Raw genomic sequence first — 13,916 nt, 5'->3', positions numbered from 1 at the left:
GGACACCTCGTCCGGTGGGCCGCTTCTTCCGGTGCGCGGTGGTCGCGGCCGCAGCCTTGGCCACGCTGGTGACCCTGGTGCCGGCGGACCGGCGGTCCCGGTACGTGCCCGGACCGCTCAGATCGCTGGGGCGTGCGGTGACCAGGGTCGTGGACACGATGGCGTCCTAGCGGGCCGGCCCACCGCATCTCCAGGCCCAGCATCAAGTGCGTCCAGATGCGGGAGGGGCCGGCCGGGTCCACGCTCGGTGCGACATCGCCGCAAGGAGCAGCAGATGACCCACCCCGACCCCCGCCAGCACGGGGAGACCGAGAGCCCTCTCGAGGACGAGCTGGAGGCCGCCTTCGCGCGGCAGCTGGGCGAGGGCGTGCAACGGGTCCACCGCCCCTGGTACGCGCTGCTGGTGACAGGGTTCCTCGGCGGCACCGACATCGCGATCGGGGTGCTGGCGATGCTGATCGTCTATCACGAGACGGGCAGCCACCTTCTCGCGGGCGTCGCCTTCAGCATCGGCTTCCTGGCGCTGCTGCTCGGCCGCGCCGAGCTCTTCACCGAGGGTTTCCTCGTCCCGGTGATGACCGTCGCGGCCAAGCGGGCGACCTGGGTGCAGCTGGTGCGGCTGTGGGGCGGGACCCTCGTCGCCAACCTCGTCGGCGGGTGGACGATCATGTGGCTGGTGATGACGGCGTTTCCCCAGCTGCACGGGGACACGGTGGAGATGGCCGCCCATTTCGCCGAGGCGCCCCTTGCGCTGCGGACGTTCAGTCTCGCGGTTCTCGCGGGCATGGTGATCACCCTGATGACCCGCATGCAGCACGGCACCGACTCCATGCCCGCCAAGGTCGCCGCCGCGGTCGCCGCAGGGTTCCTGCTGGCGTCCGCCCAGATGTTCCACTCGATCCTGGACTCGCTGCTGATCTTCGGCGCCCTGCACACGGGTCAGGCGCCGTTCGGATACGGCGAGTGGGCCTACTGGTTCGCGTACACCGTCGTCGGCAACATGGTCGGCGGCCTCGGGCTGGTCACGCTCCTTCGCTTCGTGCGCAGCAAGGAGCGGTTCAAGGACGAGCGCCGCGCGGTCGACCAGGGTGACGGACGGGGACGCGGGTGACGCCGTTCGCGCCTCAGACGCCGTAGGCGTTGGCGCTCATCGCCATCGCGATGACGAAGATGATGCCGCCGATGATCCCGATGATCACCAGGGCGATCGAGATCCAGCCGAGCACCTTGCCCGCGGTGGCGGGTTTGCCGAGCCGCTCGGCCTTCTTGGCCTGCCACAGGGCGAGCGGGCCGAAGACGATCGGGAGGAGCACGACACCCAGGATGCCGAAGACCAGGGAGAGCGTCGCGGCGCTGTTGGCCTCCTGGCTGGAGGAGTCGTAGCCGTACGCGGCCGGGGCCGCGGGCATCGGGCCGCTGCCGTAACCGCCGGCGTTGTGTCCCCCGGCGTTGTAGGAGCCGTACTGCCCCTGGGTCTGCGGCTGGTTGTGCTCGTACGGGTTCTCGGACATCGCTCTCTCCTGATGATGACGGCAGGACATGGTCCCTCGCTGTGCACGAAGCGTACGGGTGCCGCGCCACTTTCGGGACGGAAACGGTCGGGAGCGTGCCCCGCGCCGTGCCCCGTGCCGCGAGTGTGGCAGGAAATGGCCATGGCACCTAGTCCCCGCAGAAATGGACGCTCCTGTCTGTTTCGCCTTGACAGGGTTTGGAGCGAGGGTCCCGGTGCTGCGCGGTCGCCGCCAGCCGGTGCGTCCACCCTCGTCGCGCTCAGGGGGTCCGTCGTGTTCAGCAAGACCGTGCTCAACGCCGTCGTCACGGCGTCGGCCGGCGCCGGCATTCTGCTCGTCAGCGGCATCCCGCAGGCCTTCGGCACCGTGGGCGCGGGCGCACCGGTCGCACCGGGCGCGATCCACGTCGAGGCGACGCAGTCCACCGTCGCCTCCTCCGGGCACGGCACAGGCGGCGAGCTGGTGGTCGTCCCGGGCGAGACGGTCACGTTCACGACGTCGGCCCGCGTGACCGTCCAGGGGGAGGGGGTGAGCGCCGTGCTCCGTCTCGACACGGGCGAGCTCTTCGCCGTCGCGCCGGAGCCGCTGCGCGGCGAGCTCGACGACGCCGTGGACGTGGAGCTGGACGGGCTGCCCCCCGCACCCGGTGACGACAACGCCTGGGTGGTGCCCGCGCGCACCGAGCCCTACGACGTCACCGCCGCACCGAGCCCTACGACGTCACCGCCGTCGTCACCGTCGAGATGCCGGACCTCGACGGCGGGCAGGGCCGGGCGCTGTCGACGGGCGAGCTCACCTGGTCCGTGACGCAGTCGGCCGGCGGAGGTGGCCCGAGGTAGTCCGGCGTAGCGTGTCTCCGTGTCGACGGTGACCGCCCTTCCCGGCCCGACGCCGGTGCCGCTGTTCGGCAACGCGCTGCAACTCCGCCGCGACCGGCTCGCGTTCCTCACCCGGTGCGCGCGAGAGCACGGAGACACCGCGACGTTCCGGATCGGCTCCACCGGCGTCGTCCTGCTGTCCCACCCCGACGCGGTCCGGGAGATGCTCACCGCCAGGCAGCACGACCTGACCAAGAGCCCGGTCCTGCAACGGGCGCGCGCCGTCCTCGGCGACGGTCTGCTCACCAGCGAGGGAGAGGCGCACCTGCACGACCGGCGGCTGCTGCAGAGCGCCTTCAGCAGGCGCCGCGTGGCCCGCTACGGCGAGGAGATGCTCGACGTCGCGGCGGCGACCGTGGAGAGGTGGAGGCCCGGGCGCGCGCTCGACCTCCACGCGGAGACCGTCCGGTCGACCCTGACGGTGGCGGGCCGCACGCTCTTCGGCACGAGCCTGGACGACGACGTCGCGCTCGTCTCGTCGGCCGTGCGAGACCTGCTCTCGGCCTACCCGGTGCTCATGCTGTCGCTGGGCGCCCACCTGGTCCGGCTGCCGCCGACCCGCTGGCGCCTCCGACGCGGCGCGCAGGCGCTCGACGCGCTGACGGACCGGCTCGTCGCCGAGCGCGAGCACGGCGGTGGGGACGACCTGCTCTCCGTGCTGCTCGAGAACTCGGACCCGGACCACGCCCGCGACCAGATCGTCACGATGCTGCTGGCCGGGCACGAGACGACGGCGAACGCCCTCGCCTTCGACGGGCACCTCCTCGCGGCGCACCCTGAGGTGCAGGAGAGGGTCGCCACCGAGATCCGCGAGGCCGCCGGCGCGGAGCGTCGTCCCTCCGTCGACGACGTCGGGCGTCTGCCGCTGACCCGCGCGGTGCTGGCGGAGGCGCTGCGCCTGTACCCGCCCGCCTGGGCGACGGGCCGGCAGGCGCGGGTCGCCACCGAGCTCGGAGGGGTCAAGATCCCGGCCGGCGCCGTCGTGCTGGCCTCGCAGTGGGTGGTCCACCGCGACCCGCGCTGGTGGCGGGATCCGGCGTCGTTCGAACCCGACCGCTTCCTCGCGCCCGACGCCGGGCGGCCGCGGTTCGCGTACTTCCCCTTCGGCGGCGGCACCCGGCAGTGCATCGGTGAGCAGTTCGCGTGGACGGAGGGTGTCCTGACGCTCGCGACGATGCTCGCCCGCTGGCGCCTCCGGCCCGTGCCCGACAGGCCCCTGCGGCTCGAGGCGCTGCTCACGCTGCGCCCCCGTGACGGGGCGTGGATCGTGCCGGAGCCGCGGGTCTAGGAGCTGCTCGGCGGCGCCGGCGTTCCCGCTGGGGTCGGGTCGCCGTCGGCGGTTGGATCCTCGACCACGCGTCGAACGTGCTGCTGCGCACCATGCGATCGAGCCGCTCCACGGCGCGGAGCCCCTCGCTATGACGCGGAAACGGTGCGCTTCCGCCGCGCGCACGGACGGCGCCGAGCGCTCAGCGGGAGCGCCGTCGGGTCCCGTCCGACGCCAGGAAGGAGTCCGGGGCGAGGATCCCGGCGGGGTCGAAGACCTGCTTGACCGCCCGCTGCAGCTCGAGCTGGCGGTGCCCGAGCTCCCGCACGAGCCAGGGCCGCTTGAGGGCGCCCACCCCGTGCTCGCCGGTGATGGTGCCGCCGAGGTCGAGCGCCGTGCGCACCACCATGTCGGCCGCGGCGTGGATGCGCGGCGGCGGAGCAACCTCCCCGGGCCGCATCGGCGCGGACAGGCCGACGTGGAGGTTGCCGTCCCCGGCGTGGGCCACACAGCCGACCTCGACGTCGTGCCGCGCGCCGATCTCGCCGATGGCGGCGAGCATCTCGACCAGCCGCGACCGGGGGACCGCCACGTCCTCCCCGATCCGCCAGGTGTCCTTGAGGCTGCCGCGCCCCGAGCGCCGGAGCTCGACCATCCGGTCGGCCTCCTCGCCCTCGAGCCGGTGCGGCGCCCCGCCGGCCGCGGACACGACCTGTGTCAGCTCGTCCATCTCCGCCGTCGCACCGTGACCGTCCGTCTGGAGCAGGAGCATGGCTCGGCCGCGCCGCGCCAGGTCGGTGCCACGGTTGTCGTCGATGCTCCGCAACGAGGACTCGTCCAGGAGCTCGACCGCCGAGGGCTGCACACGGGAGCGGGTGATGGCCTGCACGAGGGTCCCGACCGACGCTAGCGAGTCGGCGAACACGACCATCGTCCGGGTGTCGACCGGCAGCGGGCGTAGGCGGACGGTCGCGGAGACGACGACGCCGAGGGTGCCCTCGCTGCCGACGAAGAGGCCAGTCAGGTCCAGCCCGGTCACGCCCTTGATGGTGCGGTGCCCCACGGTGAGGAGCGTGCCGTCGGCGAGGACGACCTCCAGGCCGAGCACGGACTCGCGGGTGACGCCGTACTTGCAGCACCGCAGGCCACCGGCGTTGGTCGCCACGTTCCCGCCGACGGTCGAGAAGTCGGCGCTGGCCGGGTCGGGCGCGTAGCGCAGCCCGTACTGCCCGGCCGCCCGGTCCAGGTCACCGGTCACGACACCCGCCTGCACGACGGCGATCTCGTCCTCCGGGCAGATCTCGAGGATCCGGCCGAGCCGCTCCGTCGACAGGACGACCCCGCCGGGCGGGGCGACGACGCCGCCGGAGAGGCCGCTGCCGGCACCACGCACGACCACCTGGAGCCGCAGGGCTCCCGCGACCCGCATGACGGTCTGCACCTCCGCCGTGCTGCCCGGAAGGACGACGGCGGCCGGCGGCGCGTCCGCGCGGAGCCCGGAGCGTCGGAGGCGTAGCGCGCGAGGTCGGTCAGCTCACCGAGGACGGCCTCGGCAGGGAGCTCGCGCCGCAGCGCCGTGGCGACCCGTCTCGCGTGCGCGTCGGGCGAGCCGGGCCACGGCGCCCGGCCGCGCGTGAGGACCGGGACGGTGCCCGGGACGGAGGACACGTCACCCGTCTCAGCGAGGCTGCTTGACGGCCAGCACGGGGCAGGGCGCGTCGAGGAGCAGGCGCTGGGCCGAGCTGCCCATGAGGAACTTGCCGACCGGGGAGCGCCGGCGCATGCCGATCACGAGCATGTCGGCGCCTGTCTCCTGGGCGACCTTGAGGATCTGGTCGACCGTGTCGCCCTCGCCGTCGAGCCGGCGGATCTCGTGGTCGACGCCGCGGGCGGTGAGCCGCTCGGCGACGGCCTGGCGCTCCTCGTCCCCGAGGACGTCGGCGTCGACGTAGGCGCCGGACCGGACGGCGTTGACGACGACGAGGCGCGAGCCGCGCAACGCCGCCTCCTCCGTGGCCGCCTCCAGGGCGGCGCGAGCCGCGGGTGTCGGGACCATGCCCACGACGATGGTCATCGTTGCTCCTTCGTGCCGCTCTGCGGCGGTTGTGGTTCGGATCTGGCGGAGGTCATCGTGGCAGGCGGAGGACGCCGTCGACGCGCCGGGGCACGGCGTCGTAGCCGTCACGCAGCTCCTCGGGCAGGACCTCCTCGGGCGCGCCCTGCCACGTCACCGGGCGCAGGAAGCGCCGGACGGCGGAGGTGCCCACGGAGGTGTGCTGCGAGTTGGTCGACGGCCACGGGCCGCCGTGGTGCTGCGCCCACGAGACGGCGACACCGGTGGGGTAGGCGTCGTAGACCAGGCGGCCGGCCCGGCCCAGGAGCTTGTCCGACACCCGCGACGGCAGGGCGGTCTCGCCCGATCCGCGCTGGACGGTGGCGGTCAGGGAGGACGGCAGGGCGTCCACCGCGGCGAACAGCTGGTCCTCGCCGTCGTAGCGCGCCACGACCGCCACGGGGCCGAAGCACTCCTCGGTGACCTCGTGCGGCAGCTCGGCGGCGGAGGTCTCCAGCAGCGTCGGCACCCCCTGGAACCCGGTGCCGTCCGCGTCGGCACCGCGAGCCACCTCGCGCACCCCGGGCGCCGAGGCCAGCGAGGCGGAGATGCGGCCGTAGGACGCCGCGATGCCGGCGTTGAGCATGTACTGCGGCGAGCTGGAACGGACGGCCGCGGCCATCGCGTCCACCACCGTGTCGCCCTCCGCGCCGGCCGGGACGAGCACCAAGCCCGGCTTCGTGCAGAACTGGCCGGCGCCCAGCGTGAAGGACCCGACGAGCTCCTCGCCGATCCGGTTCCCTCGCTCTGCCGCGGCGGCCGGCGTGACGACGACGGGGTTCAGGCTGGAGAGCTCGCCGAAGAACGGGATGGGGTCGGGGCGGCCCTCGATGATCTGCAGCAGCGCCTTGCCGCCGGCGACCGAACCGGTGAACCCGACGGCGCGGACGGCGGGGTGCGCGACGAGTGCGGCACCGGCCTCGAGCCCGTGCACGATGCCGAGCGTGCCGTCCGGGGCACCGGCCTCGTGGGCCGCCCGGTCCATCACCTCGAACGCGAGTTGCGACGTGGCCGGGTGGGAGCCGTGGGCCTTGACGATGACCGGGCAGCCGGCGGCGAGGGCCGAGGCCGTGTCCCCGCCCGGGACGGAGAAGGCCAGCGGGAAGTTGCTGGCGCCGAAGACGGCCACCGGGCCGACCGGCAGGAGCATGCGGCGCAGGTCGGGACGCGGCCCCATGGGGGTGTCGGCGGCGTGGTCGATCGTCGCCTCGAGGTAGCTGCCCTCCTCCAGGACCTCGGCGAAGAGGCGCAGCTGGTAGGTGGTGCGCGTGAGCTCGCCGTTGAGGCGGGTGGTGCCCAGGGCGGTCTCCCGGTCGGCGACGGCGACGATGTCGTCGCGCCGCGCCTCCAGGGCGTCGGCGAGGGTGCGCAGCAGGGCCGCCCAGCGAGACGTGCGCGAGCTCGGCCCCGCCGACACCGCCGGGACCGGCCTCCGGCCAGACCGGACGGGGACCCTGGTCGGGCGAGGCGTCGAGCACCTCGACGGCGTCGGCGCGCCAGAAGCGCGAGCGACGGTCGGTGACGGCGATCCGCACCCGCTCGCCGGGCAGGGTGTGGCGCACGAACACCACCCGGCCGTCGAGCCGGGCGACGCAGTGCCCGCCGTGCGCGGGCCCGCCCACCTCCACGACCGGCCGCTCCTCCTCGGCCCCGCGCGTCTCGTCGGGGGCGGGAGGCTGGTCGGGCTGGTGCGTCATGAGTGGTCTCCGGATCGGGTCTCGAGGCGGTCGACGACGTCGACCTGGAAGGGCACCGACGCCATCACGACGCCGGGCGTGAAGAGCAGGCGGCTCTTGAGGCGCAGCGCGCTCTGGTTGTGCAGGAGCTGCTCCCACCAGTGGCTGACGACGTACTCGGGGACGAAGACGACGACCAGGTCGCGCGGGGACGCGCGCCGCACGGAGCGCACGTGCTCGACCACCGGCCGGGTGATCTCGCGGAACGGGGAGTCGAGCACGGTGAGCGGCACGGGTATCTCGGCATCCTCCCACGCCCGGCGCAGCGCCTCGGTGTCCTCCGGCGAGACGTTGACGGTCAGCGCCTCGAGGGTCGACGGCCGGGTGGCGCGCGCGTAGGCGATCGCACGCATCGCCGGCTGGTGCAGCTTCGCGACGAGGACGATGCCGTGCACCCGTGCGGGCAGGGCCTTCGCCGCGCGCACGTCCGGCACGACGAGCTTGGCCGCCACCGTGTCGTAGTGGCGGCGCACCCCGTTCATGGTCACGTAGAGCACGGCCATGAGCAGCAGCGCGATCCACGCGCCATGGGTGAACTTGGTGATCAGCACGATGACGAGCACGGCCCCGGTCATCGCCAGCCCGAACCCGTTCACCACGCGCGAGCGGCGCATCGCCCGGCGCGCGCGCGGATCGGTCTCGACCCTCAGATGGCGGGTCCAGTGCCGCACCATGCCGGTCTGGCTGACCGTGAAGGAGATGAACACCCCGACGATGTAGAGCTGGATCAGGCGCGTGACCTCGGCGTCGAAGAGCGCGATCAGGAGGCCCGCGGCGACGGCCAGCGCGAGAATGCCGTTGGAGAAGACGAGCCGGTCCCCGCGCGTGTGCAGCTGGCGCGGCAGGAAACCGTCGCGCGCCAGGATCGACCCGAGCACCGGGAACCCGTTGAACGCGGTGTTGGCCGCCAGCACGAGGATGAGCACGGTGACCGCGGTGACGATGACGAACAGGCCGGGGACGCCCTCGAACACGGTGGCCGCGAGCTGGCTGATGACCGGGTCCTGCAGGTACCCGTCCCCCACGGGCACGCCGTCCCGCAGCAGCTGGCTGGCCGGGTCCTGCGCGAAGCGCACGTCCGCCGCACGCGCCAGGAGCAGGATCGACGTCAGCATCGAAGCACCGATGAGCCCGAGCAGCAGCAGCGTGGTGGCGGCGTTCCTCGAGCGGGGCTTCTGGAAGGCGGGCACCCCGTTGCTGATGGCCTCCACGCCCGTGAGGGCCGCGGCCCCGGACGAGAAGGCCCGCAGCACCAGGAACGCGCCGGCCAGACCGACCAGGCCCTGCTCGTGCGCGGCGTCCGGCGCCACGTCGAGGGACGCCGAGGCGGCCGGCTCGAGGGTCCCGGTGACGTGCTGGACGAGGCCGACGACGGCGAGCAGGGCGATGGACCCCAGGAACAGGAAGCCCGGGACGGCGATGGCGCGGCCCGACTCGCGCACCCCGCGGAGGTTGAGCAGCGCCAGGACGGCGACGAGGGTGACGGCGACGCCCGTGCGGTGCTCGGCGGCGGTGGGGAGGGCGGCGGCCAGGTACTGCACCGCGGACGAGATCGACACGGCCACCGTGAGGACGTAGTCGACGAGGAGCGCGCTCGCCACCGTGAGCCCGGCCCGGGGCCCGAGGTTGGTGGTGGCCACCTCGTAGTCCCCGCCGCCGCTGGGGTAGGCGTGCACCGTCTGCCGGTAGGAGGAGACGACCGTGAGCATGACGACGACGACGGCCAGCCCGACCCACGGGGAGAGCGTGAGCGCGGCCAGGCCGGCCAGGGACAGGGTCAGCAGGATCTCGTCGGGGGCGTACGCCACCGAGGACCACGCGTCGGCGGAGAAGACCGGGAGCGCGTACCGCTTCGGCAGGCTCGCCGCGTGCAGACGGTCGCTGCGCACCGGACGCCCCACGAGCACCCGCTTGAACGCCCCTCCGAAACCTGGCACGAGGCCCCATGCTAGGCCTGCTCGGCGGTAGCGTCGTGCCGTGCACTTCGTCATCATGGGCTGCGGCAGGGTCGGGGCGTCCCTCGCCGAGCAGCTGGAGTCGAGCGGCCACTCGGTCGCCGTCGTCGACCAGAACCCGGACGCCTTCCGCCGCCTGCCCGCCGACTTCGGCGGCCGGCGGGTGACCGGGCTCGGCTTCGACCGCGACGCGCTCGCCCAGGCGGGCGTCGAGGACGCGCACGCGTTCGCCGCCGTGTCCAACGGCGACAACTCCAACATCATCGCCGCGCGGGTCGCCCGGGAGGTCTTCGGCGTCGGAAACGTCGTGGCCCGGATCTACGACCCCCGCCGCGCGGAGGTCTACCAGCGGCTCGGCATCCCCACCGTCGCCACCGTGCGATGGACCGCCGACCAGGTGCTGCGCCGGATGCTGCCCATGGGGGGCGTCGTCGGAGTACCAGGACCCCTCCTCCTCCGTCAGCCTCGTCCGCTGCGACGTCCACGTGGGCTGGGTGGGGCAGGAGGTCGAGCGCGTCGAGAGCAGCACCGGCGCGCGGGTGGCCTACCTGACGCGCCTCGGGCGCGGCGTGGTGCCGCCGCCGCGCACGGTCGTGCAGGAGAACGACGTCGTCCATCTCATGGTGCCGACGGAGCGGATCGGGGCGGCGCAGCGGGTGCTCGCTGGCCCGCCCGGAGAGGAGGAGTGATGCGGGTCGTCATCGCCGGGGCGGGATCCGTCGGCCGTTCGATCGCCCGGGAGCTCCTGGGCCACCGACACCAGGTCACCCTGGTCGACCGCAACCCGGCCGCCATGCGCGTGGCCTCGGTCGCCGAGGCGGAGTGGCTGCTCGCCGACGCGTGCGAGCCGAGCGCGCTGGCCGAGGCCGGCGCGCAGGACTGCGACGTGGTCGTGGCCGCCACCGGCGACGACAAGGTCAACCTCGTCGTCTCTCTGCTGGCGAAGACGGAGTTCGGGGTCCCGCGCACGGTGGCCCGGGTCAACAACCCCAAGAACGAGTGGATGTTCGACGACGCGTGGGGCGTGGACGTGCAGGTGTCCACGCCGCGGATCATGACCTCGCTGGTTGAGGAGGCGGTCTCCGTCGGCGATCTGGTGCGCATCTTCCGGTTCCACCAGTCCGGCGCGAGCATGCACGAGATCACCCTGCCGGCCGACTCGCCCGTGGTGGGCCGCCGCGTCGGTCAGGTGCTGTGGCCGCCGGACACGGTGCTGGCGGCGATCATCCGCGAGGACCGGCCCATCGCGCCCGGCGCCGACGACACCCTGGAGGCCGGGGACGAGCTGCTGGTGGTGGTCTCCGCGTTCGCCGAGGACCAGGTCACCGTGCTGCAGCAGATGCTGGCTCCCGCACCAGCACCCACGTCGCCCACAGCGTCAGGCCCCACAGCGGAAGCCCCATGACCAGCCGTGCGGTGCCCAGCCAGGCGACCTCTGCCTGCAGGAACAGGGGGACCTGCACGGCGAGCCGGAGCAGGAACATCCCGATCCACAGCCAGGTGGCGAGCCGGTAACGGAGCAGGCGCTGCCGCTGCGCGGGGTCCTTCCGCCAGGAGAAGTCCTGGCCCTTGAGCATGGAGACCACGACCCCCACGGCGGGCCACCCGGCGACCAGGGCGAGCGTCAGGACGACGGCGTAGGCGCCGTTGGTCCACAGCCCGAAGGCGAAGTAGTCCTGGGCCTCGCCCGTGCGCCACGCCCACACCACGCAGACGAGGACGCCGACGAGCCCGCCGGCCGCCTGGGTCAGCGGGGTGCGGGTCGCCAGGCGGAGGACCATCGCGACGACGGCGACGGCGAGGGAGGCGACGAGCGGCGGGACGAGGTCGCGCGTGGCGATGAAGACGACGACGAACACCAGTCCCGGCGCCATGGACTCCACGAGACCCCGGACACCGCCGATCGTCTCGGCCAGGGAGAAGTCCTCCCCCACGAGCTGTCGCATGGCGGAGCCCCGGGCGCCTCCGGCGACGCGCTCGGGCGGCCCCGGGCCCGCCCGACCCGGCGAGGTCGCCACGCCGCCCGGCCCGCAGACCCGCCTCCCGGGGATGGTCCGGCTACTGCCGGGTGACGGCGTTCGCCCACACCCAGGCGTAGCCCTCGCGGCCGTGGTCGTCGGTGTAGCGGATCCGTGCCGCCTTCGCCGTCCAGGCGACGGCGACCCCGGTGACGCGGTGATGGCCGGTGCGGGTGTGGATCCAGGCCGAGACCGGCAGCGGCTCGCCGGCCTGGTGCACCGGCGCGCCGTACTGCGCGGGACTCAGGCTGTAGGCCTGCTCCCGCAGCGGAACCTGCTCGATCGCCACCTCCCGATCATATCGAACTGACGTTCGATACGTGCTGTTACTGCTGAGGCTAGTGATGCATCTGATACGCATTTCCGCCCGGAACCGCCCTGATCCTTCCTAGACTCCAAGGGCCGGGTCGTGAGCCCGGTGGAGCCGTGGGCCTGGTAGGCCGCTCAGCCCGACGCAGTCGGCGGCTCTGCAGGCGCACACCTGGGAGGGGCAGGAAGTGGGAAGACGCGTGACTTCGCTAGGAGTCGCCGGGATGGTCGTGGCCGGGTCGCTCGTCGGTCTGCCGACGGCATCTGCCAAGGGTGGAGCGATCGGTGGGAGCGGAAGCGGCTTCTACCTGTCCGACACGTTCTCGTCGAAGGCCAACATCGAGCTCACCTACGGGTCGGCGGCCGACGACGTCTTCGTCGGCGACTGGGACGGTGACGGCGCCGACACCCTCGCCTACCGGCGCGGCAACGCCTTCTACGTCCGCAACTCCAACACCACCGGAGAGCCGGATCAGCTCTTCACGTACGGGCGTCCCGGAGACACCGTGCTGGTCGGCGACTGGGACGGTGACGGCGTCGACACCCTCGCCGTCCGGCGAGGCAACCTGTACCACGTCAAAAACAGCCTGACCTCCGGCGTCGCCGATTCCGTCGTGGCGTACGGCCGGTCCGACGACACCGTTCTCGTCGGCGACTGGGACGCCGACGGCAAGGACACGTTCGCGGTCCGCAGGGGCTCCGAGTACCACGTGCGCAACTCCATGAGTTCAGGGGTCGCCGACAAGATCGCCTACTACGGTCGGTCGGGCGACGACGTCTATGTGGGCGACTGGGACGGCGACGGTGAGGACACCTTCACGGTGCGCCGCGGCAGCGTGTACTACGTCGCCAACGCGATCCGCGGGGGCGAGGCCGATTTCGAGGTCGTGTACGGGCGGGCCACCGACACGACGCTGGTCGGGGACTGGAACGCCGACGGCGTCGACTCCCTCGGCGTGCGGCGCGTGGAGACGCCCGCGCCTACGAGCGTCGACTCAGGCGTCGTGCCCGAGCCCGATCCCGTGCTCGACGGTCTCGAGGAGGACGGTAAGGAAACCGGCACGCCGCCGCCGGTCCTCAGCGACGAGATGGCGAAGATCGCCGCGTCGTACGTCACCCCTGCGCCGTCGAGGGCGGGCGAGTCGGCGCTCAGTTGGGCCCGCACCCAGATCGGCGTGCCGTACGTGTGGGGCGGCGACTCCCTCGCCGAGGGCGGCTATGACTGCTCGGGACTCACGATGCGGGCCTACGAGCAGGCGGGCGTCAGGCTGCCGCGCGTCACCAGGGACCAGTGGGCCGCCACCTCGCGTGTCTCGCTCGACGACCTCCGCCCGGGGGACCTCTTGTTCTGGTCCAGCAACGGGCAGCCGAACGGGATCTACCACGTCGCGATCTACTCCGGCGTCAGCAACGGCCAGCGCATGCGCGTCCACGCGCCGAACAAGGACAAGGACGTCGAAGAGGCTCCCGTCTGGAACGGCAACCTCCTTCCGTTCGGTGGCCGGATCGGCTGACGGCACGCCCGACGGTCGCCGGCCCGCGAGTTCCTCGGGCGGGCCAGGAGGCGGGCCGCTCGGGCGAGGGCGTGGCACGATGCGGGTCATGCGCTCGGAGACGGTGTACCTGGAGCGCTGCGTCGCGCTCGCGGCCGAGGCTCTTGAGGCCGGGGACGAGCCGTTCGGCTCGGTGCTCGTCGGTGCGGACGGCGAGGTTCTCGCCGAGGACCGCAACCGCATCGTGAGCACCGGGGATGCGACCGCGCACCCCGAGATCGCTCTGGCCCGATGGGCGGCGGCTCACCTTGGTGCGTCCGAGCGTGCCGCCGCGACGGTCTACACCTCCGGCGAGCACTGCCCGATGTGCTCCGCCGCGCACGGCTGGGTTGGTCTGGGCCGGATCGTGTACGTGCACACGTCCGCACAGCTTGGGGAGTGGCTCGCAGAGCTCGGCGTCGCGCCGGGTCCCGTGCGGGCCATCCCGATCCAGGCGGTCGTGCCTGGGGTCACGGTCGATGGGCCTGTCCCGGGCCTCGAGATGCAGATGCGGCAGCTGCACCGCAGGTACCACGCCGCCGTTCGGTCCGGCGAGGGCTCGTAGTCGGGATCTCACTGTGCGCGAAGGGCCGCAGA

13 protein-coding genes and 2 pseudogenes are annotated in these 13,916 nt (G+C 73.1%); 7 read left to right on the top strand and 8 right to left on the bottom strand.

Translation table 11 applies throughout. From position 1 onward, the window contains the following. Positions 1-274: 274 nt before the first annotated feature. Positions 275-1,111 carry a formate/nitrite transporter family protein gene (locus tag DA06_RS11130; protein ID WP_043499995.1) on the top strand — a complete coding sequence of 279 codons (837 nt, stop codon included), beginning with the start codon at positions 275-277 and terminating at the stop codon, positions 1,109-1,111. Positions 1,112-1,124: 13 nt separating this feature from the next. Here DA06_RS11130 and DA06_RS11125 read toward each other — a convergent pair whose 3' ends face one another. Then, positions 1,125-1,511 (bottom strand): DUF4190 domain-containing protein, encoded by a 387-nt coding sequence (locus DA06_RS11125; RefSeq protein ID WP_052436650.1) that lies wholly within the window; start codon positions 1,509-1,511, stop codon positions 1,125-1,127. Positions 1,512-1,784: 273 nt separating this feature from the next. Here DA06_RS11125 and DA06_RS11120 point away from each other — a divergent pair, with 273 nt between their 5' ends. After that, complete coding sequence (locus DA06_RS11120; protein ID WP_043499993.1) at positions 1,785-2,318, top strand: hypothetical protein; 534 nt, start codon at positions 1,785-1,787, stop codon at positions 2,316-2,318. 51 nt (positions 2,319-2,369) lie between these two features. Beyond that, positions 2,370-3,677 carry a cytochrome P450 gene (locus DA06_RS11115; protein WP_052436649.1) on the top strand — a complete coding sequence of 436 codons (1,308 nt, stop codon included), beginning with the start codon at positions 2,370-2,372 and terminating at the stop codon, positions 3,675-3,677. A 181-nt stretch (positions 3,678-3,858) separates the two neighbouring features. On the opposite strand, the gene DA06_RS11110 is transcribed toward DA06_RS11115, so the two are convergent. From DA06_RS11110 to DA06_RS11090, 5 genes and pseudogenes are all read right to left on the bottom strand, one after another. Further along, on the bottom strand, positions 3,859-5,097 hold the full coding sequence (locus DA06_RS11110) for an FAD-linked oxidase C-terminal domain-containing protein (RefSeq protein ID WP_052436648.1): 1,239 nt from the start codon (positions 5,095-5,097) through the stop codon (positions 3,859-3,861). Between the two features lie 237 nt (positions 5,098-5,334). Beyond that, positions 5,335-5,730: a universal stress protein gene (locus tag DA06_RS11105; protein WP_043499991.1), complete on the bottom strand. Its 396-nt coding sequence runs from the start codon at positions 5,728-5,730 to the stop codon at positions 5,335-5,337. 52 nt (positions 5,731-5,782) lie between these two features. Then, the gene (locus DA06_RS11100; RefSeq protein WP_418607716.1) at positions 5,783-7,186 is read right to left on the bottom strand and encodes an aldehyde dehydrogenase (NADP(+)); all 1,404 of its coding nucleotides are present in this window, start codon (positions 7,184-7,186) and stop codon (positions 5,783-5,785) included. A gap of 124 nt (positions 7,187-7,310) precedes the next feature. Further along, positions 7,311-7,466 (bottom strand): annotated as a pseudogene (locus DA06_RS11095) (TRAM domain-containing protein); the annotation flags it as partial. After that, positions 7,463-9,442 carry an APC family permease gene (locus tag DA06_RS11090; protein ID WP_052436647.1) on the bottom strand — a complete coding sequence of 660 codons (1,980 nt, stop codon included), beginning with the start codon at positions 9,440-9,442 and terminating at the stop codon, positions 7,463-7,465. The pseudogene DA06_RS11095 and the gene DA06_RS11090, both read right to left, overlap by 4 nt. Before the next feature lie 55 nt (positions 9,443-9,497). Between DA06_RS11090 and DA06_RS11085 the strand changes: the two are divergent. Together DA06_RS11085 and DA06_RS11080 are read left to right on the top strand one after the other, a co-directional pair. Further along, positions 9,498-9,773: pseudogene (locus DA06_RS11085) on the top strand (potassium channel family protein); the annotation flags it as partial. A 375-nt stretch (positions 9,774-10,148) separates the two neighbouring features. Beyond that, positions 10,149-10,865: a potassium channel family protein gene (locus tag DA06_RS11080; protein ID WP_043499984.1), complete on the top strand. Its 717-nt coding sequence runs from the start codon at positions 10,149-10,151 to the stop codon at positions 10,863-10,865. On the opposite strand, the gene DA06_RS11075 is transcribed toward DA06_RS11080, so the two are convergent. Together DA06_RS11075 and DA06_RS11070 are read right to left on the bottom strand one after the other, a co-directional pair. Continuing rightward, entirely contained in the window at positions 10,783-11,406 is a 624-nt protein-coding gene (locus DA06_RS11075) for a DUF3159 domain-containing protein (RefSeq protein ID WP_418607714.1), read from the bottom strand. The two genes, DA06_RS11080 and DA06_RS11075, sit on opposite strands and share 83 nt — an antisense overlap. Before the next feature lie 112 nt (positions 11,407-11,518). After that, positions 11,519-11,767, bottom strand: coding sequence for a hypothetical protein (locus DA06_RS11070; protein WP_043499976.1), 249 nt, complete (start codon positions 11,765-11,767; stop codon positions 11,519-11,521). A gap of 220 nt (positions 11,768-11,987) precedes the next feature. Between DA06_RS11070 and DA06_RS11065 the strand changes: the two genes are divergently transcribed. Together DA06_RS11065 and DA06_RS11060 are read left to right on the top strand one after the other, a co-directional pair. Then, on the top strand, positions 11,988-13,301 hold the full coding sequence (locus DA06_RS11065) for a C40 family peptidase (RefSeq protein ID WP_418607712.1): 1,314 nt from the start codon (positions 11,988-11,990) through the stop codon (positions 13,299-13,301). A gap of 79 nt (positions 13,302-13,380) precedes the next feature. Next, on the top strand, positions 13,381-13,884 hold the full coding sequence (locus DA06_RS11060; protein WP_043499974.1) for a nucleoside deaminase: 504 nt from the start codon (positions 13,381-13,383) through the stop codon (positions 13,882-13,884). Positions 13,885-13,916 lie beyond the last annotated feature (32 nt).

This window comes from Georgenia sp. SUBG003 (assembly GCF_000715355.2).
GTDB lineage: Bacteria > Actinomycetota > Actinomycetes > Actinomycetales > Actinomycetaceae > Georgenia.
Note: the sequence above shows the minus strand (reverse complement) of the source record. Positions and strands in the feature narration are given on the sequence as shown.

What these genes read in the sequence shown, in the direction of transcription:
- DA06_RS11080 (WP_043499984.1), top strand. Translation starts at nt 10,149, where the DNA reads ATGCGGGTCGTCATCGCCGGGGCGGGATCCGTCGGCCGTTCGATCGCC.
- DA06_RS11130 (WP_043499995.1), top strand. Translation starts at nt 275, where the DNA reads ATGACCCACCCCGACCCCCGCCAGCACGGGGAGACCGAGAGCCCTCTC.
- DA06_RS11060 (WP_043499974.1), top strand. Translation starts at nt 13,381, where the DNA reads ATGCGGGTCATGCGCTCGGAGACGGTGTACCTGGAGCGCTGCGTCGCG.
- DA06_RS11125 (WP_052436650.1), bottom strand. Translation starts at nt 1,511, where the DNA reads ATGTCCGAGAACCCGTACGAGCACAACCAGCCGCAGACCCAGGGGCAG.
- DA06_RS11105 (WP_043499991.1), bottom strand. Translation starts at nt 5,730, where the DNA reads ATGACCATCGTCGTGGGCATGGTCCCGACACCCGCGGCTCGCGCCGCC.
- DA06_RS11075 (WP_418607714.1), bottom strand. Translation starts at nt 11,406, where the DNA reads ATGCGACAGCTCGTGGGGGAGGACTTCTCCCTGGCCGAGACGATCGGC.